General features: G+C 43.9%; 25 protein-coding genes. 7 read left to right on the top strand and 18 right to left on the bottom strand.

Translation table 11 applies throughout. The features are described 5' to 3' along the window. Positions 1 to 17: 17 nt before the first annotated feature. The 5 genes from tcdA to G511_RS0105795 all read right to left on the bottom strand — a co-directional run bounded on the left by tcdA (position 18) and on the right by G511_RS0105795 (position 4,042). A complete protein-coding gene (tcdA, locus tag G511_RS0105815) occupies positions 18 to 803 on the bottom strand; it encodes a tRNA cyclic N6-threonylcarbamoyladenosine(37) synthase TcdA (RefSeq protein ID WP_028468801.1) in 786 nt (261 codons plus the stop codon). Positions 804 to 843: 40 nt separating this feature from the next. After that, a complete protein-coding gene (locus G511_RS0105810) occupies positions 844 to 1,065 on the bottom strand; it encodes a hypothetical protein (RefSeq protein ID WP_028468800.1) in 222 nt (73 codons plus the stop codon). Between the two features lie 87 nt (positions 1,066 to 1,152). Then, positions 1,153 to 1,860 (bottom strand): DnaA regulatory inactivator Hda, encoded by a 708-nt coding sequence (hda, locus tag G511_RS0105805; protein ID WP_028468799.1) that lies wholly within the window; start codon positions 1,858 to 1,860, stop codon positions 1,153 to 1,155. Beyond that, a complete protein-coding gene (locus G511_RS0105800) occupies positions 1,847 to 2,977 on the bottom strand; it encodes an AI-2E family transporter (protein WP_028468798.1) in 1,131 nt (376 codons plus the stop codon). The genes hda and G511_RS0105800 overlap by 14 nt, the downstream gene beginning before the upstream one ends. A gap of 6 nt (positions 2,978 to 2,983) precedes the next feature. Further along, positions 2,984 to 4,042 carry a DUF2066 domain-containing protein gene (locus G511_RS0105795; protein WP_028468797.1) on the bottom strand — a complete coding sequence of 353 codons (1,059 nt, stop codon included), beginning with the start codon at positions 4,040 to 4,042 and terminating at the stop codon, positions 2,984 to 2,986. A 127-nt stretch (positions 4,043 to 4,169) separates the two neighbouring features. Here G511_RS0105795 and purM point away from each other — a divergent pair, with 127 nt between their 5' ends. The 5 genes from purM to G511_RS0105770 all read left to right on the top strand — a co-directional run bounded on the left by purM (position 4,170) and on the right by G511_RS0105770 (position 7,180). Next, complete coding sequence (gene purM / locus G511_RS0105790) at positions 4,170 to 5,225, top strand: phosphoribosylformylglycinamidine cyclo-ligase (RefSeq protein WP_028468796.1); 1,056 nt, start codon at positions 4,170 to 4,172, stop codon at positions 5,223 to 5,225. A gap of 4 nt (positions 5,226 to 5,229) precedes the next feature. Further along, positions 5,230 to 5,883: a phosphoribosylglycinamide formyltransferase gene (purN, locus tag G511_RS0105785; RefSeq protein ID WP_028468795.1), complete on the top strand. Its 654-nt coding sequence runs from the start codon at positions 5,230 to 5,232 to the stop codon at positions 5,881 to 5,883. A 22-nt stretch (positions 5,884 to 5,905) separates the two neighbouring features. Then, on the top strand, positions 5,906 to 6,616 hold the full coding sequence (locus tag G511_RS0105780) for a DUF3108 domain-containing protein (protein ID WP_028468794.1): 711 nt from the start codon (positions 5,906 to 5,908) through the stop codon (positions 6,614 to 6,616). A 1-nt stretch (position 6,617) separates the two neighbouring features. After that, on the top strand, positions 6,618 to 6,869 hold the full coding sequence (locus tag G511_RS0105775) for a YfcL family protein (protein WP_028468793.1): 252 nt from the start codon (positions 6,618 to 6,620) through the stop codon (positions 6,867 to 6,869). A 77-nt stretch (positions 6,870 to 6,946) separates the two neighbouring features. Beyond that, positions 6,947 to 7,180, top strand: a complete 234-nt coding sequence (locus tag G511_RS0105770; protein WP_036551426.1) for a hypothetical protein — start codon at positions 6,947 to 6,949, stop codon at positions 7,178 to 7,180. A 39-nt stretch (positions 7,181 to 7,219) separates the two neighbouring features. Here the strand turns inward: G511_RS0105770 and G511_RS0105765 are convergent, their stop codons facing one another. Next, a complete protein-coding gene (locus tag G511_RS0105765; RefSeq protein WP_028468791.1) occupies positions 7,220 to 7,780 on the bottom strand; it encodes a hypothetical protein in 561 nt (186 codons plus the stop codon). A gap of 99 nt (positions 7,781 to 7,879) precedes the next feature. Continuing rightward, positions 7,880 to 8,977: a hypothetical protein gene (locus tag G511_RS21950; protein WP_051221615.1), complete on the bottom strand. Its 1,098-nt coding sequence runs from the start codon at positions 8,975 to 8,977 to the stop codon at positions 7,880 to 7,882. 270 nt (positions 8,978 to 9,247) lie between these two features. Between G511_RS21950 and mltA the strand changes: the two genes are divergently transcribed. Next, on the top strand, positions 9,248 to 10,417 hold the full coding sequence (gene mltA / locus G511_RS21945) for a murein transglycosylase A (RefSeq protein ID WP_051221613.1): 1,170 nt from the start codon (positions 9,248 to 9,250) through the stop codon (positions 10,415 to 10,417). A gap of 125 nt (positions 10,418 to 10,542) precedes the next feature. Here mltA and G511_RS0105750 read toward each other — a convergent pair whose 3' ends face one another. From G511_RS0105750 to G511_RS0105710, 9 genes are all read right to left on the bottom strand, one after another. Further along, a complete protein-coding gene (locus tag G511_RS0105750) occupies positions 10,543 to 10,749 on the bottom strand; it encodes a cold-shock protein (RefSeq protein ID WP_028468790.1) in 207 nt (68 codons plus the stop codon). A 172-nt stretch (positions 10,750 to 10,921) separates the two neighbouring features. Beyond that, the gene (locus G511_RS0105745) at positions 10,922 to 11,443 is read right to left on the bottom strand and encodes an RNA methyltransferase (protein WP_028468789.1); all 522 of its coding nucleotides are present in this window, start codon (positions 11,441 to 11,443) and stop codon (positions 10,922 to 10,924) included. Between the two features lie 6 nt (positions 11,444 to 11,449). Next, a complete protein-coding gene (locus tag G511_RS0105740) occupies positions 11,450 to 12,031 on the bottom strand; it encodes a cysteine dioxygenase family protein (RefSeq protein WP_028468788.1) in 582 nt (193 codons plus the stop codon). A gap of 105 nt (positions 12,032 to 12,136) precedes the next feature. Then, positions 12,137 to 12,895: a 3-deoxy-manno-octulosonate cytidylyltransferase gene (kdsB, locus tag G511_RS0105735; protein ID WP_028468787.1), complete on the bottom strand. Its 759-nt coding sequence runs from the start codon at positions 12,893 to 12,895 to the stop codon at positions 12,137 to 12,139. A 9-nt stretch (positions 12,896 to 12,904) separates the two neighbouring features. Then, positions 12,905 to 13,093 carry a Trm112 family protein gene (locus G511_RS0105730; protein WP_028468786.1) on the bottom strand — a complete coding sequence of 63 codons (189 nt, stop codon included), beginning with the start codon at positions 13,091 to 13,093 and terminating at the stop codon, positions 12,905 to 12,907. Continuing rightward, positions 13,086 to 14,081: a tetraacyldisaccharide 4'-kinase gene (gene lpxK, locus G511_RS21940; RefSeq protein WP_036551422.1), complete on the bottom strand. Its 996-nt coding sequence runs from the start codon at positions 14,079 to 14,081 to the stop codon at positions 13,086 to 13,088. Before lpxK ends, G511_RS0105730 begins: the two co-directional genes overlap by 8 nt. A 3-nt stretch (positions 14,082 to 14,084) precedes the next feature. After that, positions 14,085 to 14,504, bottom strand: coding sequence for an ExbD/TolR family protein (locus G511_RS0105720; protein WP_028468785.1), 420 nt, complete (start codon positions 14,502 to 14,504; stop codon positions 14,085 to 14,087). A 12-nt stretch (positions 14,505 to 14,516) separates the two neighbouring features. Further along, entirely contained in the window at positions 14,517 to 15,140 is a 624-nt protein-coding gene (locus tag G511_RS0105715) for a MotA/TolQ/ExbB proton channel family protein (protein WP_028468784.1), read from the bottom strand. A 60-nt stretch (positions 15,141 to 15,200) separates the two neighbouring features. Beyond that, positions 15,201 to 17,477, bottom strand: a complete 2,277-nt coding sequence (locus G511_RS0105710; RefSeq protein WP_028468783.1) for a DNA internalization-related competence protein ComEC/Rec2 — start codon at positions 17,475 to 17,477, stop codon at positions 15,201 to 15,203. A 103-nt stretch (positions 17,478 to 17,580) separates the two neighbouring features. On the opposite strand from G511_RS0105710, the gene G511_RS0105705 reads away from it, so the two are divergent. Then, positions 17,581 to 18,063, top strand: coding sequence for a DUF2062 domain-containing protein (locus G511_RS0105705; protein WP_245573824.1), 483 nt, complete (start codon positions 17,581 to 17,583; stop codon positions 18,061 to 18,063). A gap of 35 nt (positions 18,064 to 18,098) precedes the next feature. Here G511_RS0105705 and lolD read toward each other — a convergent pair whose 3' ends face one another. Further along, positions 18,099 to 18,788 (bottom strand): lipoprotein-releasing ABC transporter ATP-binding protein LolD, encoded by a 690-nt coding sequence (lolD, locus tag G511_RS0105700; RefSeq protein ID WP_028468781.1) that lies wholly within the window; start codon positions 18,786 to 18,788, stop codon positions 18,099 to 18,101. Further along, a complete protein-coding gene (locus tag G511_RS0105695; protein ID WP_028468780.1) occupies positions 18,781 to 20,025 on the bottom strand; it encodes a lipoprotein-releasing ABC transporter permease subunit in 1,245 nt (414 codons plus the stop codon). The genes lolD and G511_RS0105695 overlap by 8 nt, the downstream gene beginning before the upstream one ends. Between the last annotated feature and the right edge of the window lie 21 nt (positions 20,026 to 20,046).

Raw genomic sequence — 20,046 nt, 5'->3', positions numbered from 1 at the left:
TGTTAAGTTTTAAACGACTACTCCGCACTCGCCTTTAGCATGATTTTATTGAGCACCCGCGAGGCAGCCACCATACCAAATGTGGCGGTGACTACTGTTGCTGCACCAAAACCACCATCACAATCTAATTTAGTTTGACCATCAGACATCATTTTCTGCCCACATACCGACCCATCAGGCTGAGGGTAGCGCAACTGCTCAGTGGAATAAACACAGTCAACACCGAACTTCTTACCATTTTTACTAAACCCATAATGGCGTCGCAACATTGAGCGTACTTTAGCTGCCAAGGGATCATTATAGGTTTTAGAAAGATCAACAACACTCACACAGGTAGGATCGAGCTGCCCTCCAGCTCCGCCCACAGAAACAATGGGTACCTTAAAACGCTTACAGTAACCAATCAGTGCGGCTTTATCTTTAACACTATCGATTGCATCGACCACATAATCAAAACAATCTTGGATTAATTCAGGAGTATTTTCACGATTAATAAACGCATGCTCTTCATGCACAAGGCATTCAGGGCTAATCAAACGTATACGCTCTGCCATCACTGCTATTTTAGATTGCCCTACCGTTCCATCCAATGCATGTATTTGTCGGTTGATATTCGTTTCACAAATATCATCTTGGTCTATTAGCGTAATTTCACCGACACCAGAACGAGCTAGTGCCTCAGCGACCCATGAACCAACCCCTCCTATGCCTATAACACAGACATGGGAATCACGAAAACGCTCTACAACGTCGGTGCCATATAAGCGACGAGTGCCACCAAAACGATTATCAAATGCAGACACGAATAAACCTTAATGCTAAAAATGACTATTTAAAAGAGAATTACAGATCATCTTCGGTTAGTTCAGTAAAAACTTGCTCACCGCACTTGTTACAAGAACCCTCTACAAAGATTGTCCCATCTAATTCATATTCTAGAGGCGTGTGCATACCCAGATCCGCAGCCTGGCAGTTATCACACCAAGTTTGGCTCAAAAATGCTTGCTGCTCATCATCATCACGTGCAAAAAAATCACGCTTTATTTTTGTATCTTCATTGGACATAGGACGTGCCTTAACAATTTATGTAATTAATAGATGACTAAAAATACTGAACCAACTGCATAAACAAGAGAGACTCGCTAAAAAGAACTACCAGCCCATCTCTTGCTTTATAAAAGGAATTGTTACTTTTCTTTGCGCCATTAGCGATGCTTTATCAAGGCGATCAAGCATCAAACACAAATCATTCATATCTCTACTTGCATGATGCACTAAATACCGCGCTACGTCCTCGGCAAGGTCAATACCACGGATTTTTGCACGTAACTGGATAGCTTGCACCTTATCTTCATCGTTAAGCGCTGCTACGCTAAAAACAGCCCCCCAACTAAGACGAGAAACAAGGTCTGGCAATTTAATGGTTAACTGACGTGGTGCTGAATTAGCCGCAACAATCAGGGTGTTTTGTTCTTGACGAATGCGATTATATAGATGGAATAATGCTTCTTCCCATACTGGCGATGTAGCTACAGCCTCTACATTATCTATACATACTAGATCGAGATGCTCCATCCCCTCAAGAATCACTGGACTTAAGCCCAATAACTCATTCAAAGGAAGATAGACAGCGGTTCTTTTTCGGGGCTCCGCCGCATGGCAAGCAGCTTGCAACAAGTGAGAACAACCCGTTCCTTTAGCACCCCATATATAAAGAAAAGGCTCTCCTACACCCACTGCAGCCTGGCGAAGCATTTCGCACACGAGTCCATTATCACCTATCTGATAATTTTCAAATCGCGCATCATCCCTGAGAGTCACTCCTAGCGGGAGCTGCTGTGGCGCATTAGCGCTGTTCATCTAAGCCTATATCCTGTTCTTGCGGTGCTTCATCTGTGATTACATCAACAACGGTATCAGAGCCGTACAAGTGGCTATTTTTATATCCGTCATGAACATGGCGCAAAAATACCATAATTACAGCCGCTACCGGAAGTGCTATCAACACACCAACGAAACCAAAAAGCTGCCCACCTGCCATAATTGCGAAAATAACGGCTACCGGATGCAGCCCAATTTTGTCACCTACAAGCAAAGGCGTTAAAACCATTCCTTCCAAAGCTTGGCCTGCACCAAAAACAGCAGACACCCATAACAGTATTATGGGGTCATGAAATTGCAAGTAAGCAGCCACACCAGCAGCAAAAATTCCGACAATAAAGCCCATATAAGGAACAATACTTGCCAACCCAGCCAACATACCTAACAGCAAAGCCAAATCTAGACCAACCAACCACAAGCCCACTGCGTAGACACAGCCCAGCGTCAACATGACTAGCAACTGCCCCTTAATAAAAGCCCCCAACACCTCATCACTTTCTTTTGCCCAACGAGAAACTACAGGCTCAACACTTCGTGGTAATAGATGCCCTATTTTATCCATCATCACATCCCAGTCACGTAACAAGTAAAATGTTACGACCGGTATAAGCAACAAGTTTGCTATCCAACCAACAACAGCCAAACCAGAACGCGTAATACCTGAAGCGACTTGTGCCATGATATCGCCAGTTGTTTCCCAATGGCTAGCCACTAGCTGTTTGAATGATTCCATGTCCCCAAAAGAAACACCATCACCCAAAAACGCTTGCATAGCGGGTATAGCCTTCTCTTCAAACAGCGCAATAACAGCAGGTACCTGATGTATCATTACCTGAATTTGATGCGTTAATTTTGGGATAAACAACAGGATTAACATCGTTATCAGAGTAGTCAGAATAACGAATACAATGACAACTGCGGCTGTACGTGATGTGCCTAATTCTTCAAGCCGATCGGCTACCGGATCCGTCAAATAAGCCAGTAGCGCTCCAATTAAGAACGGAGATAAAATTGGCCCCAATAAATACAATAAAAAGCCTGAAGCTATAACAGCTAACAGCAAAAAAAATCGTTGAGAAGCGAGAACATTATCCATTAAACCTTACCTACCTCGTGCACCAAACCAGCTCCAACGCAAAGAGTTTTCCACCTCTGCTTCTGCCTGCAAGGGGCGCATAAATAACATACGCCTATCTAAGCTCAACAAGCGCGATACTTCAGCATTATTCAGCTGACTTTGTAATGCCAGGGTCAATGTTTGATTATCCATTGATGCAACCTTTATTAAGTCAATGGAAGGCAACGACCGGACGTATTCCATAACTGCTGCATAGTCTGCCATATTTTTTACTCTTGTCACGATTATCTGATGAGAATTTTTCGCCAAAGATCTTTTGCCATCAATTTTAATTCCTGAAGAATCAAGCCATGCACCAAAAGCCTTTACTAACTGTTGAGCCAAGCCTCCTTTTGAAAAGGCCCATTGAAGCCTGTCATCAGAAGCCCCATCAACAACTGCCCAATGCATAACTTTGTTTTTATCCAAGAAAACAACAACAACCAACGCTTTAGGATAACTCCTGGAACGTTCATTAATTTTATCAATCAGCCGCCCTTTTGCTTGCTGCTTAATAAACATTTGATTGGCCATCAACAAAGTCATTGGGAGCCCTGCCTGCGTAGCATACTCTTGCAAACCATCCCTAAAACTCGATAGTGTCTTATTTTCATAGCCCAGCATCCAAACAAGCAACCGCGGCCTATATTTTCCCAAAGGAAAAAATTTACGGCTATTTAACAACTTATCTATAGATGCCTGCTCAAAGAGTAATACCAGACGCTGCGCAAGATAATCATTACCTTCAACATCCGTACGTACTTGATAAGTAGATTCAAAATGAAATTCACTCATATAAAGATCAGGATCAGAAACAAACTCATCAACGATATGTGAAGCCAGCGCGGTACCACTTACCTTGACCAAGATGCGCTTTAAACCGGACCGCAAAGAAATATCATCGGGGTGTGTTAAACGATCAGAAACAAGGAGTTCTGTCTGATACAGGTTTTCAACTAACTCAGCCCTGAGCGGAGTGGATATCAAGAGACTCAACACTATTAATGGAGCAATAATGAAACAACGAAGGTTTTGCATACTCATCAAATGAACCAGAGACATTTTTCAAACTGAAAACTGTAACATACAATAGCCGCCACTCCCGCAACCTGTTAGAATGCTGCGCATATTTTTTCACCTGTTATTTACCCTGTCTGAAAGGTTGCATTGCATGTCTACTGGTTCTGACCAAACATCACTTAGTTACAAAGACGCTGGCGTTGATATTGATGCAGGAAATGCATTAGTTGATCGAATTAAAAGTATTGCAAAGCGTACAGCTCGCCCAGAGGTCATGGGCGGTCTGGGCGGCTTTGGAGCGCTGTGTGAAATCCCTGAAGGATACAAACAGCCCGTACTTGTTTCTGGCACCGATGGTGTTGGTACAAAATTACGCCTAGCAATGGAGCTGCAAAAACACGACACCATTGGCATTGATTTGGTGGCTATGTGCGTTAACGATCTTATCGTAGCAGGAGCAGAGCCTTTGTTCTTCCTCGACTACTACGCTACTGGGAAACTCAATATCGAAATGGCAGCTGATGTTGTTACTGGTATTGGCCAAGGCTGTGAGCTTTCAGGCGCAGCCCTAGTGGGCGGCGAAACGGCTGAGATGCCAGGCATGTATGAAGGCGACGATTACGACCTTGCCGGATTCTGTGTAGGTATTGTAGAAAAGTCCGAAATTATTGATGGCAGCAAAGTTAGCGTAGGCGATACTTTGATTGGATTAGCTTCTTCAGGCCCGCATTCAAATGGTTATTCTTTGATTCGTAAAATCATTGAAGTATCTGATGCAGATCTTGATCAAGACATCGAAGGCCGCACGCTAAAAGATGCACTACTTGAGCCTACACGCATTTATGTTAAGTCTGTTCTTAACTTGTTAAAAAATGGCCAAGTAAACGCACTATCACACATCACAGGTGGTGGTTTACTGGAAAATATCCCTCGTGTATTGCCTGATAATGCAAAAGCAGTTATCAACACTAATTCATGGACAATACCTGGCGTGTTCCAATGGCTTCAATCAGCTGGAAACGTTGATTCGCGTGAAATGTACCGCACATTCAACTGCGGCGTAGGTATGGTAATTTGTGTTCCTGCTGATCAAGCACAAGCATCTATTAACCTGCTAAAAGAAACAGGTGAAGACGCTTGGGTCATTGGTCATATTGATGCAGCCAACGATAGCGAAGAGCAAGTAGAGCTGATCGACGCGGAGTAAAGCAATGCCCCTGAAACGGATTGTAGTACTGATTTCGGGAAGCGGCTCTAACCTGCAAGCCATCATGGATGCTATCGAATCTGGCCGTACTCACGGCCAGATCGTTCAGGTTATCAGCAACAAAACCGATGCATACGGATTGGTTCGTGCCGCTAACGCAGGAATCCCAACAACATGCATAGATCACAAAGCTTTCGCCTCTCGCGAAGCCTTTGACGACGAAGTTCGTCGCTGTATCGATGCCAACCAAGCCGACCTAATCATTCTTGCTGGATTTATGAGAATCCTTTCATCGGGATTTGTTCAGCATTTCTCAGGGCGCATGCTTAACATACATCCATCACTTTTACCCAAGTACAAAGGCCTGCACACACATCAACGAGCACTTGCTGCAAACGATCAAGAGCATGGCTGCACAGTACACTATGTAACCGAAGAACTAGATGGCGGCCCACTGCTGATACAAGCAGTTGTTCCCATTCTAGAAAATGACGATGAAGAGAGCCTGCAAAGCCGCGTTCACACACGCGAACATGTTGCATACCCATTAGCTGTCGAATGGATTTGTGCAGACCGAGTTCGCTTTGACGAAGATGGCATACATCTGGATGATGAACTTTTACCAGATTCTGGTTTCAGATTAGGGTACGACGCCTAAGCTTGTTTAAGGACTCTTAATTATGTCTTCATTTATCAAGGTATTACTTACTTCAGCCCTTCTGATTCCGGCAATTACAAACGCAAACAGCACCTCCCCAGTCCCCCCTTTTACTGCCGTCTACTCATCAGAATGGGATGCGGGGATTGCTTTAAAAGGAGAAGTCGAACGCTCACTATCCAGCACCCCTGATGGACAGTGGCTATTTCGCACATATGCTAGTGCTCTTATCGCATCAATCGATGAAAAAAGTACGGTTGTATTTAACAACTATGAAGTGGCTCCTCAAAAATACCACTATAAAAAACTCGTTCTAGGCAAAAAACGCGAAGCTAAACTCGCTTTCGACTGGGCAAACATGAGCGTTCAAAATAACGTTGATGATAAACCATGGAAAATGGGTATTCCTGACAAAGCACAAGACAAGCTAAGCTACCAGCTACAGATGCGTCTTGACCTGAAAGCAGGAAAAAAAGGACCTTTTAGCTACAAAATAGCAGACGGTGGTCGCCTCAAAGAATACGACTTCAAAATTATCGGCGAAGAAAAAATACAATCTCCTCTCGGTGAATTTGAAACCATCAAGGTTGAGATGGACAGAGGCCCAAAGGCTACCCGCGAAACCTACATTTGGTATGCCCCTAAGCTTGACTACATGATTGTTAAACTTAAACAAATTGAAGGCGATGGAAAAACTTACGCTCTTCAACTGAAATCCATGGAAACATTCTGATATGCCAAACACAAATGGTGACACTCTCTACAGCTGGCTCCTTCAACAAGAACTAGACGGTGATGACGACCGACGCTTTTATTCAAGCTACCTTCTAGGCCATGTTAGCCTAGCCTTAGCCGATACAGAGGAGCTACCGGAGCAGTTTACAGAACGCCTAAACCAAGGACTTAATAACGCGATCCCTGATGACAAGCTCTCTGAAAAAGACATAGAAGGCATTCATGCGCTCTTAGCCGAAGGTCTAAAATAACTTGTCATACTTTATTGTGCAGCGCACAATAAGAGAGTAAACTTTAGTCTATATTAATAGTTGACTGGAGTTAAATCATGAGTATGAAATTTACGGGTATTGCTGATGATGACCGTCGCATTGAAGCAGAGCTACATGCAATGGGCGCATTCGACACCCCACAGATAGAACAGGCATCATCTATTTCTCAAATGTTTAATGCCATAGGTCAATTTGCTGAATGGATGCGCTGGAAAGGTGAAGTCGGTGTTTACGGCTGTCGCGTTGGTGCCGCGCACGCTCGAAACGAAGAAGCCAAGCACTTCGCATAAAATATATGGCAGCTCATCACATAAAGAGCTGCCTATTTTTTAATCCATTGACTTAAGATCCACCCCTAAAGCCATAGACCTCTTTTCCATAGCAGCATTAATCACTCGATCACTTAATGTGCCGTTGTTTTTAGTAATCTGAAGAATATGCTCGCACTGCTGATGCTGACGACTTTGCGCTTCATTAGCAGCCTTGCCATCCTGCCAAGCCATTGCCGATTTTCGGCTTGAGACATAGTCTTGACTGAAACTTTGAAATGAAAAATTTTCTTCAAGAGTAAATTTTTGATTTATCTGTTTAATAAAAATACCCGTCATTAACATAGCTGATGTCGACTGCCTAAACAGATAACGCTTATTAATTCCCGGCCAGCTCTTTTGAATTACATTCAATGCCTGCTGATCAGCAGCTTGATCTAAATTATGCAGTAAAGCAAAAACACCATCATAAAATCCTGAACATTTAGCGCCTACCGAGGAAGCTAATTTCATTTTCTCAAGACCCACACGACTCTTCTCTGCAGACTCTGACACTACCGGCAGCAGCAAAACCAAAACAGAACAGCCCACACCCACTACACGCCTGAATAAAACAGACATAAAAACTCCTTCGAATAACTATCAAAAGGAGTTTACCGGATTATCAACTTTTCAGGAACTCAACAAAGCAGACTAAAAACCAATCTTCTCTACTCATCCTCAAACCGCCATATCAATCTGCTGAACAGTGCCAACTTCTCCGGTCTCCGCAATATAGAACCCACTTTCAATGACTCTTCCAAGCGTCTGATTATTTTCATTTTTTATATCAAACGGGGTTTTTTCAGAACCTGTATATATGGCGCCGACATTACTCTCCTGCAGCGATAGTAGCTCATCAGATTCTAGCGTTTTATTCCATACCAGCAGATCATTAAATATATCGTCACCAGCATCGATAAAACCATTTTCATCACTATCATACTGACGCAACTCATCAAAGCCCCGCCCTGTTAGACCGCCAAATAACTCAGAACCATCATCAATCCGACCGTTATCATTCTTATCCAACCCCAACCAACCACTAGCCCCCTCCAAATAACTTAACGACTCCATTTCGCCATCAGCATCAATATCAAACTCAAAAGACTCATCTGAAAGCTCAGCCGCAGTGCCGTTAAAGTTAAGCAGCAAAGGATCTTTAAAACGCACCTCTTGTGTAAAGCTCACTTCACGCGTTGCGGAGTATTTACGCTCCATTGCCATATCCAAATTAATATTTATTTCTGCTCCATCAGACGTCTTAACAATACCTGCGGCACTAAAACGAGTTGATTCGTATTCTTCTATGGATTCAGAAATATGCACTGTTACCTGAAGTGTTTTTTCTTCAGACAAAAACGCTGTTGCTTCAGAGTTTTGCACCCTTCCAGACGCATAATCACCCACTGCTAACTCTTCACTCCCAGAAAAAGTATCATCAACAACAGGAATCTCTTTTCCAGTGATCGCTTCAAATAAAGCCTTAAACAACCGCGCCTGAGTATAGCTCTGCTGCAACTCGGCATTTTCATCGACCTCACCCTCTCTGAACTGCAACCCCTGATCGGTCATTATAAGTATCGATGCCGCTTGCTGGCTTTCATCAGCTTCTTTACCACCTGCAGCCACCTCTGGAATATCCAACCCATCCAGTAACGATTGCGCCTGAGTAAAATTCTGCCCAAAATCAGAGAGATTGTCTCGCCGTATATAACTGACTGACTCAGTTTTTTGATGCTCAGCACTCATCGCGATCATACTCTGTTCAATTATCATAACTAATCACCTATTTAGAATATCAACATAAAACGGCCACGATTTGCCTCGCCCTAGCAGTTACGGCAAACAGAACGCCCCTTTTCTGCGAATGCTGAGAACAACCCAAATAAACAACAACCCAGCCACTATGCGGGCTAAAGCAGCATAAAACCGCCAAATGCTCTTTCAGCACTAATAGCCAACTTACTGATTCAACCCTCGCTCTTGCATAGCTCTTAATAAATAAGCAAGATGCAGGCCTAAGATAGACTTTAAGGAATTTCACAAATGCTTACCCGTACCACCCGCTGCTTATTGTCCCCTCGCACCCTAGCCACCAGCTGCATCGCTTTACTACTCCATGGCTGCAGCTCAGTCACTCCTCAGCCACTCGGAGTCAACAACGCCACGTGCTGGAACAAACTTAATGGTTGGCAACAAGACTCTTTTAGCGAAGCACTGCCAGCACTGTTTAGCCAATGCCCAAGGCTCAGTAAAAAATTGCCTGAGTGGAAGAACATTTGCAATGCGGCCAAGTCTCTTACCTTGGCATCCGATGTAGAAGTTCGCCGCTTCATAGAAGAAAACTTTATACCTCACACGATCATCGGCACTGCCGGAAAAAACGAAGGCCTAATAACAGGTTATTACGAGCCAACACTCAATGGCAGCCTAAAACCAGACGATCAATACAGCTACCCGCTATATCAAACACCGAAAGACATGCTAACGGTTAAGCTTGATTCTCGTTTCAAAGAACTCAAAGGAAAGCGCGTACGCGGACGAGTCACTGGAAACACCGTTATTCCTTATTACAGTCGTGCTGAAATTGATAAACCAGAGTCCCCACTCAAGGGCCAAGAACTACTCTGGGTTGATGATCCAGATGCTGCTTTTTTTCTACACATCCAAGGATCAGGCCGAATACAACTCACAGATGGAAGCATGGTTGGCGTAGGTTACGCCAATCAAAATGGCCACCCCTATGTAGCTATTGGAAAAAAGCTCATTGAAACAGGAGCACTAACACGCGAAGAAGTTTCTTTAGACACTATCAGGCAATGGCTCGATACTAATCCATCTAAAGCTCAAGCACTGAAAAACCAAAACCCTAGCTATGTTTTTTTTACGATGAGACACGACTTGGAGTTCGGCCCTCGCGGCTCTCTCAACGTTCCGCTGACACCTGAGCGCAGCGTAGCTGTAGACAGAAAAATAATTCCACTGGGCACGCCGCTATGGGTTACCACAACACTACCCGGCACCAACAAGCCTTACCAGCGCCTCGTGTTCGCACAAGATACAGGCGGCGCAATCAACGGGCCTGTTCGGGCTGATGTATTTTTTGGGCGAGGAAAGCGAGCAGAAAAACTAGCAGGCGAGATGAAACAAAAAGGCAGCATATATGCCCTGCTACCAAAACCAGCTAACAGCCAAAATCAAATGAATTGCCAATAAAATAAAAACCTAAACAGCAGACAAAAAAAAAGGGCAAGACAATTAAGCTTACCCTTTTTTTCTCTTTCCAAATAAATGGAAGAGCAACCGGCATTAATTCAACACCGGTTACATAACACTTTAAATTAAAGTGCTACGATGTTTTCTGCTTGAAGACCTTTCTGGCCCTGAGTAACAGTAAACTCAACTTTCTGGCCTTCAGCCAAAGTTTTGAAACCGTCACCAGCGATAGCACGGAAATGAGCGAAAACGTCAGGGCCGTTTTCCTGCTCGATGAAACCGAAACCTTTCTCTTCGTTAAACCATTTTACTGTGCCAGTAGTTGTAGACATAATAATATCCTGTTAATTCATGAATCATGGATGCCGTCACTTTATGCTCGGGCTATGAAGCTGGAAATTTTGCTATTACTTATGAAAACAGAACGAGCACTCAACAAAGAACATCGAAATGGAACACATAAATATAAGTCGAACTTTCAAGCTAGGCTAATTATATACAGCTTCAGTCTGTAGTCAAAGCACTAATCTTTACTTTATTATTAGTATCTCTGCTTTGACGAATTAATTCATCGCCTTCAACGACTAAAGACGATTTAGCAAGCCTATCGTACAAAACAACATTGACAGTAGCGGCTAAATTCATGCAGCCCACTGTCGGTATATAGACAACAGCGTCTGCACGATCAACAACTTGCTGATCAAGAGAGCTATCTTCTGGCCCAAAAATATAAAAAGCGTTATCCGGGTGCTCAAACTCAGGCAGCGAAGTCGCTCCTTCTACTAGTTCAACACAAACAACTTTTGACCCTACAGGTACATGCTCAAGCAAGCAGTCAACTCCAGCTAATGTAATATTGCTACGGACATCTTTTGTATCAGTATTAAACTTTGCTGCACGCGAGTAACGCGCACCCGTATAAAAAACAGCACTGGCTCTATAACAACCCGCTGCACGCATAACAGCCCCAACATTTGTTGGACTCTTTGGGTTAACCAAGCCAATACTGACCACTTGCTGATTCATTAAATATCAACCCCAAATATTGGGTAATACTGGATTAGTATATCCAGAGATGAAGGACTGTACCTTCTTCGAATTTTGATCATAAGTATGCCGGTCAACCATACCAATATTGGCCCCATACACATGAATACTGATAGAGACATCATCGCTTAAAGCATTCGAAACTCGATGAATATCCCCCACCGTTGGAGAAACCAAATCAACATCACCTACGTGTAGAGCATGCTGGCCAGCAGCAACCAACTCCCCGCTTGCTTGATCCACACTAAACTCCTCGCAAACCTCACCACCGCGCATGACGCCGACCATTCCCCATACGGTATGATCATGAATAGGCGTTAATTGGCCTGCCCCCCAGACAAAGCTCGCTACAGAAAAGCGCTCATGAGGATCGCAGTGTAATAAAAACTGCTGATATTGATCAGAAGAGGCTTCAGAGAACTCTTCAGGCAACCAATCATCATGATTAATCAGATTTTGAAGAAGCGCCTTTCCTGCCACAAAAATTTTCTTTTCGTCATTGCCAACGATATCAATTAAGCGGGTAAAGTCTTGGATAAAAGACCTAAACCTAGTCAAATTTTGCATTACTATTCCTTGTTATGTTTATTATTCGACAACCAAGCCTGTATGAATAAATAGCGACGGTCAATAAAACTCAAAAAAGCGCACGACTTTAATCAATGACACTTATCAAGACGCAAACAACTCACGCAAGCGCTCAAGATCTTCTGGTGTGTCAACACCTGCTGGCGGCAATTCATCCGCTACTTCTACATGTATACGAGCACCATTCCACATAGCACGCAACTGCTCTAAGCATTCAGCTTCTTCGATAGGCGCTGGAGCCCAACGTACAAACTCATTGAGCATTTTCACACGATAAGCATAAATACCAATATGGCGCTGCCAATTATAGCTAGAGGGCATAACATCTTTAGCAACCGAAAACTCATCTCGCGGCCACGGAATAGGAGCCCGACTAAAATAAACAGCCAAACCACGGTGATCAGTGACTACTTTAACGACATTGGGATTTAGTAAACTTGCTACATCTTCAATAGGCTCTGACAATGTAGCTATGCCAGCATCAGGCTCTGCCTTTAGGTTATGAGCGACCTGGTTAATCACACGCGGAGGAATCAATGGCTCATCCCCTTGCACGTTGACAACAATATCGTCTGCATAAAACCCTAATGAATGTACCACTTCTTGCAATCGATCAGTGCCTGAAGGGTGATCTGCTTTGGTCATACACACTTCAGCACCAAAACCTGAAGCAACAGTAGCAATACGCTCATCATCAGTGGCCACAATAACACGCTCAGCTTCACTTTGAAGGGCTCGCTCGTATACATGCTGCACCATAGGCTTGCCCGCAATGTCTGCTAATGGCTTACCCGGAAAGCGCGTTGATGCAAATCTGGCAGGTATAATTACACTGAATCCCATTACTCATTCCTATTTGTCTTTTAAGCGTTCGTCAGATGTTAGTGTACGCGCCTCACTCTCCAACATTACGGGAATATCATCCCGCACTGGATAGGCCAAGCCACTGGTACGACAAATCAATTCGTTAGTTTCAGCACTGTACTCTACCGGTGCTTTAGAGACAGGGCAGACCAGGATATCCAATAATTTTTTATCCATTAATATCACTCTCTTTATGTAATTTAAGCTTTTCTTTTAACTGATGCGCAAATGCATCGGGCAACTGCGCATCGACCTGTAGATAATAAGCAGGGTTCTCAATTTTCAAACCTCTACATTTAACCGCATCTTTTTCGGTCATAATAACAGGAAGCCCATCATCAAATGTGATATCAGCCTCCTGAAACAAATGGTGATCAGGAAAGCTATGCTTGATAGGATCAAAACCTTCTTTCTTTAGCGTATCGTAAAACCTACTTGGATTGCCTATTCCTGCAACCGCATGAACATTCGTTGCCTTAAGTGCAGAAATATCATAACAATGCCCATCGTTAAGCCCAACTAACATAGTAGCCAACAAGTGCATCGAGATTGACGGCTCATGACTAAAGCCGCCTTCACCATTAATGACAATCATATCAACTTGTTTAAGTCGGCTTGGTCGCTCACGCAAAGGACCAACAGGTAAGCAGTGACCATTACCCAAACCACGCTTACCATCAACAACAACTATTTCAATATCACGCCCCATCGCATAATGCTGCAAACCATCATCGCTGATGATTATATCGCACGTATGCACCTTTAATAATTGCTGGCACGCGTTCACGCGATCAGGGTCAATAACCATCGGCACCTGAGTGCGCTGCACTATCATTAAAGGCTCATCACCTACATCTTGCGATGTAGAGTCAGGAAGCACACTAAAGGGGTACTCCGGAGGGTTTGCGGTATAACCGCGACTGACAACACCAGGCTTATAACCCTGCTCTCGCAACAACTTAATTAAGGCAATGACCAGCGGGCTTTTCCCCGTGCCTCCTACATTAACATTGCCAACCACAATCACTGGCACAGGAGCACGCCACTGAGTCAGTTCATATTTGTGTCGGCGGTAGCGCGATACGGCAATAAAAAGCTTCTCTAATGGATACAGCAATACAGGCCATCGCGAACCGTCATACCAAGCTTTTTCAAGTAGACTCATTAGCTATTCTGCAGACTGCTTTGTCGTAATACTAAGCTTCTCAAAGCCGAGCTTCCCTGAAACGTCCATGGCGGTTACCACGGATTGATGCGGTGTTTTTGCATCTGCAGTAATAACTAATGCAGGCCTATCATCACCCCCTATCAATTTAAGCATAGCCTGACGCAAGGTTTTTTCTTGGGTATTGACTAGCGGAGCGCCATTAACACTGTACTGGCCCTCTTCATCAATAATAATTTCTATCGCTTTAGGTGTATCTTGAACTGTGGTTTCTTCAGAAGCTTGTGGCAAATCAATTTCTAAATGACTTTCTTTTGTAAAGGTTGTCGAGACCATGAAAAAAATCAGTAACAGAAACACTACATCAATAAGCGGCGTAAGATTTACACTGACCTCTTCTCTATTCTGGCGCTGGAACTTCACAATAAATCTCCGCTATTTATCATGATCAACGTCACGTTCACCATGAACAGCTTCCACTAATTTCACTGCTTGCTGCTCCATTTCGACAACAAGAGAGTCTATTTTACGCTGAAAATGGCGATGAAATATTAACGTAGGGATAGCAATAGCCAATCCAGACGCAGTGGTAATCAACGCTTCTGAAATACCGCCCGCCAACACAGAAGCATTGCCTGTTCCTTGGATCATAATCTCAGTAAAAACCTTAATCATCCCAATAACAGTACCCAACAAACCCAGCAAAGGAGCAATAGCCGCAATGGTCCCCAATGCTGTCAGAAAACGCTCTAATTCATGTATAACCTGAGTCGCTGTTTCTTGAATGCTTTCTTTCATGATCTCTCGACCATGACGAGCATTATTTAGTCCCGCAACGATGATACGCCCAAGAGGGCTGCTCTTCTTTACTTCCTTCATGCGTTCAGCTGTCATGGCACCGCTTTTTAGCCAGCCCCACACATCTTTCATTAAATCAGGCGGCGCAATCTTACTTGCACGTAACTCCCATAAGCGCTCCATACAAATAGCCAGCGCTAATACCGAACAACCAATGATAGGAATCATTAGCCAACCACCCGATGCAATCAATTCAAACACGTTCAACTCTCCTTTAGAATCGAGCTACTTTAACACACACAAATCCATTGGAGTATGCCCTCAACTGGCTGTCCAGTAACGTTTTTCTTTTTGCCGCCATGTTTGAACACGACATTCATCATCAGTCGTTTCATCCAAAATTATGGCGCCTTGCTGATCCGTACGAAAAACCTGACTACCGACGGCCTTTATACGAGAAACAACCTCCTCATGCGGATGCCCATAACGATTAAGAAAACCTGCAGAAATAAGTGTATTTTCTGGCTTATACGCCTCAAGAAATACAAGCCCCGTTGAAGTACGGCTTCCATGATGCCCTGCTACCAGCCAGTGAATAGGCGCATTTACCTTTGAATTAGCTAATACTTTTTCTTCAATCCGAACACTTGCATCACCTGTTACTAATAAACTGCACGCCTTGCTACGCACTTCCAATACGCACGAACGGTCGTTATCGCTAGCCGACAGACTAGGCTTTGGATGAATATAACTAAACTCTACGCCATCCCATTGCCAACTAACGCCCTCTTGGCAGCGTTGGGCAGTTATATTAATCGCATCCGGCATCCCGCTTTCTATCGCGCCAATACGCACCATCTCAACAACCTTAGATACACCGCCAGCATGATCGTTATCATCATGACTAACAATCAACTTATCAATAGATTCAATTCCTTTAAGCTTCAAATACGGCAACACAGAACGCTCAAAAGCGGTATTACCATTGGGATAAGCAGCACCTGTATCATATAAAAGAGTATGCCCATGCGTTCTAATTATCATTGAAGTACCTTGCCCTACGTCAAACACAACAGCACTCATTCGCCCTAATGGCACACTGCTTTGCGGCGGTATAAATATAGGCAGCCAACACATTACGCCGAGCGCTTTTACTTTCCTACTGATCGGCTGGAGCATCATTACCACACCCAAACCTGCAAAGAGAATGACTATAAAACTGGGTTGTTGAATATTAACAACCCCATGATCACTCAACCCATCTACCCAAGCCAAACCGTCCCATAAGCGCTGAATCAAGACACTAACAAGATCTAACCCCCAACTAACGCCGACCGCTTCCAGCAGCATAGCCGGAACTATGAGCAAGAGCAGGAGCGACAAAAAAGGGATAGCCAGAATATTTACAAATGGCGCACTAATAGACACCTGCGAAAAGAACAAGAGCATTAAGGGAGTTAATGCTAAAAAGATCCACCACTGGCTTTTAAACAACATCAGCCATGCCGTGCTTTGCTGACGGGATGTCACTAAAAATAATAATGCAGCAACCGCGGAAAAAGACAACCAGGCACCAATTTCATGGACGGCCAAAGGATGTAAAGTAAGCACAATAGCTAAGGCCGACCACCAACGAAACCACACACTAGGCCGACGCATCACTAATTGCGCTCCCAGTAACACCGCCGCCATAACCCACGCCCTTTGTGTCGGGATACTAAAACCGGCCAACGCAACATAACCACCACTCACCAGTAAAGCAACAGCCACAGATAACCAGTGATGCGGGATTCGAGACTCCTTACCCCTAAACACTAAAACAGCAATAATACGGCCAAACCACCAACCCAATAACACGCAAATACCAATATGCAGACCACTTACAACCATTAAGTGTGTAGTACCAGTACTACGCAGCAAAGACCATTGCCAATCGACAAACCCACTTTTATCGCCAAGCAGCAGTGCCTGCAATGTTGATAATACAACCGGCTGGAACCTCAAACGATTGCCCAGCCATTCAATCAAACTAAACCGCCATACATCTATTGAGGCACTCGATGCAGGCTGATGCACATAAAGTGCTTTTACATAGCCAACAGCATCAATATCACGCCCTAAAGCCCATTGCTCATAATCGAAACCACCTGGATTCCATAAAGAGTGAGGTGGACGAAGTTTCACATCAAGCTCAAGCAAGTCGCCAGGCGTTAGCTGCTCATTAGTACGATACCAACTCAATCTAATGAAACGTGGAGTGCTCTGAGGCCTGACCCCAGCCACAACCACATTAAGGACTTTCTTAATACGTATGTTAAATTTTATGTGCTTGCCTTTATACTCAGGAAGCCCTTCAACAACACCTTCTATCCGCCAAGTTGGTGCGGCATCTGCGGGATGCCAGCGATGCTGTAACTGCGTATGACCATAGATCAAGGCCACAGCCAAACCGGCCATTAATGCCAACAATTGAAAACGCAGGGATCGAAAATAACAAAATGAAAGAGTCAAAAGTACAGGAAAACAAACCAGCCAATATAATGATGGCAAAGAGGGAAGCCAAGCTATGACAAAAAAACCTACAATATATATGATCATCCATGATCTCTATGTTGGCTTACACAGCTGCGCTGTGCATAATACGTTTATCTTTTTCTGATGAAGTATACTTCCTATGCCTCGGAAGCTTATCAAAAGATTCATGCCAAATGAGTCATCACTACGTAACCACAAACATCTCAGCTGGCTAGGCCGTCATTTACACGACCCTGCACTTTGGCATTTAACACGTAAATCTGTTGCTAAAGCCTTTCTCGTGGGTGTTTTTTGTGCCTTTTTACCTGTACCGATGCAAATGATCATTGCTGCGGTACTTTCTCTTTTTGTTCGCAGCAACATGCCTATATCAGTTGGTTTAGTGTGGATCACCAACCCACTCACAATCCCCCCCATATTTTATTTCAGCTATGTAGTAGGAACTTACCTGCTCGGCACACCTATTCTAGACATGGAGTTAGAGTTTTCTTATGAAGCTCTTTCACATGACTTATCTGTTATCTGGTGGCCCCTAATAACAGGATCTCTGTTCTGCGGAGCTATATTTGGCGTAATCGCTTATTTTACTATCTCATTTTTATGGATATGGCGCGTTCGAAAAACATGGTCAGGCAGGCGAAAAAATTAACCACATGCAGTAGTTAACATAAGGAAAAACACGACTTACCTTGTTACTTCGTGTAAACCACCATCACGCAGCTCCAACACTCTATCCATTCTATGTGCTAACTCAGCATCATGCGTTACTATAATGAATGATGTTTTGAACTCTTGGTTTAAGCTCTCCATCAATTTCTGCACATCATTTGCGGTATTATTATCCAAATTCCCGGTGGGCTCATCCATCAACACACACGCAGGCCGAGTAACCAAGGCTCTTGCTATAGCCACACGCTGACGCTCCCCACCACTGAGTTGTGCAGGCTTATGAGATAGTCTAGCAGATAAACCAACCGCCTCTAACATCGCTTTTGCGCGCGTCTGCGCTTCATTAATAGCAACCTTGCCTAGCAATAAAGGCATTGCCACATTTTCAATAGCGTCAAATTCTGGCAACAGATGGTGAAACTGATAAACAAAACCTAGTTGGCGATTACGAATCTGCGCTCTCTTTTCTTCAGAGACATCGTATAACGACTCGCCACCAACACTGACTTCACCCTCGCTTGGTGCTTCTAATCCACCTAGCGTGTTCAGTAATGTACTCTTACCAGAGCCTGATGTTCCAATAATAGAAATACGCTCCCCTTTAGCAACATTGAGGGAAACTTCGCTTAAGACCGTTAAAGGACTTCCCGCTTCAGTGTATGTTTTACCTACGCCACAACAAACCAGTACTGACTCATTACTCATACCGCAAAGCCTCCGCTGGCTGTGTTCTAGACGCTTTCCACGCAGGATAGAGCGTAGCAAAAAAGCTAATTAACAAGGCAGAACCACCAATAACACCCACGTCATTCCAATCCAAACGTGATGGCAGATAACTAATAAAATACACATCAGAAGATAAGAACTGCATTCCAAGAACTTGCTCGATCCAGGCAACCAAATCAGTCACAGTCAACGCCAGAAGGACACCAAGCGCCGCACCAATCAAGGTGCCAGCAAACCCTATAACAATACCCTGTACCATAAAAATACGCATAATCATGCCAGGTGTCGCACCCAATGTGCGCAATATGGCAATATCAGATTTCTTATCTGTTACCACCATAACCAGTGTTGAAACAATATTAAAAGCTGCCACAAATACAATAAGAAATAACAGTAAACCGATCATTTTCTTTTCCATCTGTATAGCTTGGAACAGATTACCGTGAGTACGCGTCCAGTCTGAAACAAGGAAATAGCCATCAAGAGTAGACGTTATTTCTCTGGCAGCAACCGGCGCTTTAAATAGGTCTTGAAAAGTTACTCGTACGCCCTCAACACCTTCACGAATGCGCTTTAAACGGGCAGCATCATCTATGTGTATGTAAGCGAGTGAACTATCAAGCTCGGCACCCACTGAAAAAATACCCACAACTGTGAAACGCTTTAACCTTGGAGTGACACCAGCAACACTAATTGATGCTTCAGGCAATACCAGTGTTACCTTATCTCCAATACGCGCACCCAAATAACGTGCTAACAGATCACCCAGAACCACTCCAAACCCACCACTCTTAAGGTTACTCCATTCACCGTTAAGCATGTGTTGTGAAACAATAGATACTTTGCTCTCAGCAACAGGATCTACACCTTGTACCATAACGCCACGCACTTGGCCTGAATATGTCAGCATACCTTGCGCATTGATAAAAGGTGCCGTAGCTATCACCCTTGAATCCTGCTCAACAACAGATGCTAATTGTTGCCAATCAGCAATAGGATTTTCATAACCGGTGATAGTGGCATGCGGAACCATGCCAAGAATTCTATCTTTTAATTCACGATCAAAGCCGTTCATTACAGACAAAACAAGAATTAATGCAGCCACTCCCAACATCAGCCCTAGCATTGAAACCAAGGAGATAAAAGAGATGAAATGATTACTGCGCTTTGCTGCGGTATACCGCAGGCCTACATATATAGAAAAGGGTCTGAACATGGTCGCGGATTAAATCACAGT

The sequence above is a fragment of the Neptunomonas japonica DSM 18939 genome, from assembly GCF_000422765.1.
Classification (GTDB): domain Bacteria; phylum Pseudomonadota; class Gammaproteobacteria; order Pseudomonadales; family Balneatricaceae; genus Neptunomonas; species Neptunomonas japonica.
The sequence above is the reverse complement of the archived record's forward strand: the minus strand, read 5'-3'. Positions and strand labels throughout refer to the sequence as shown.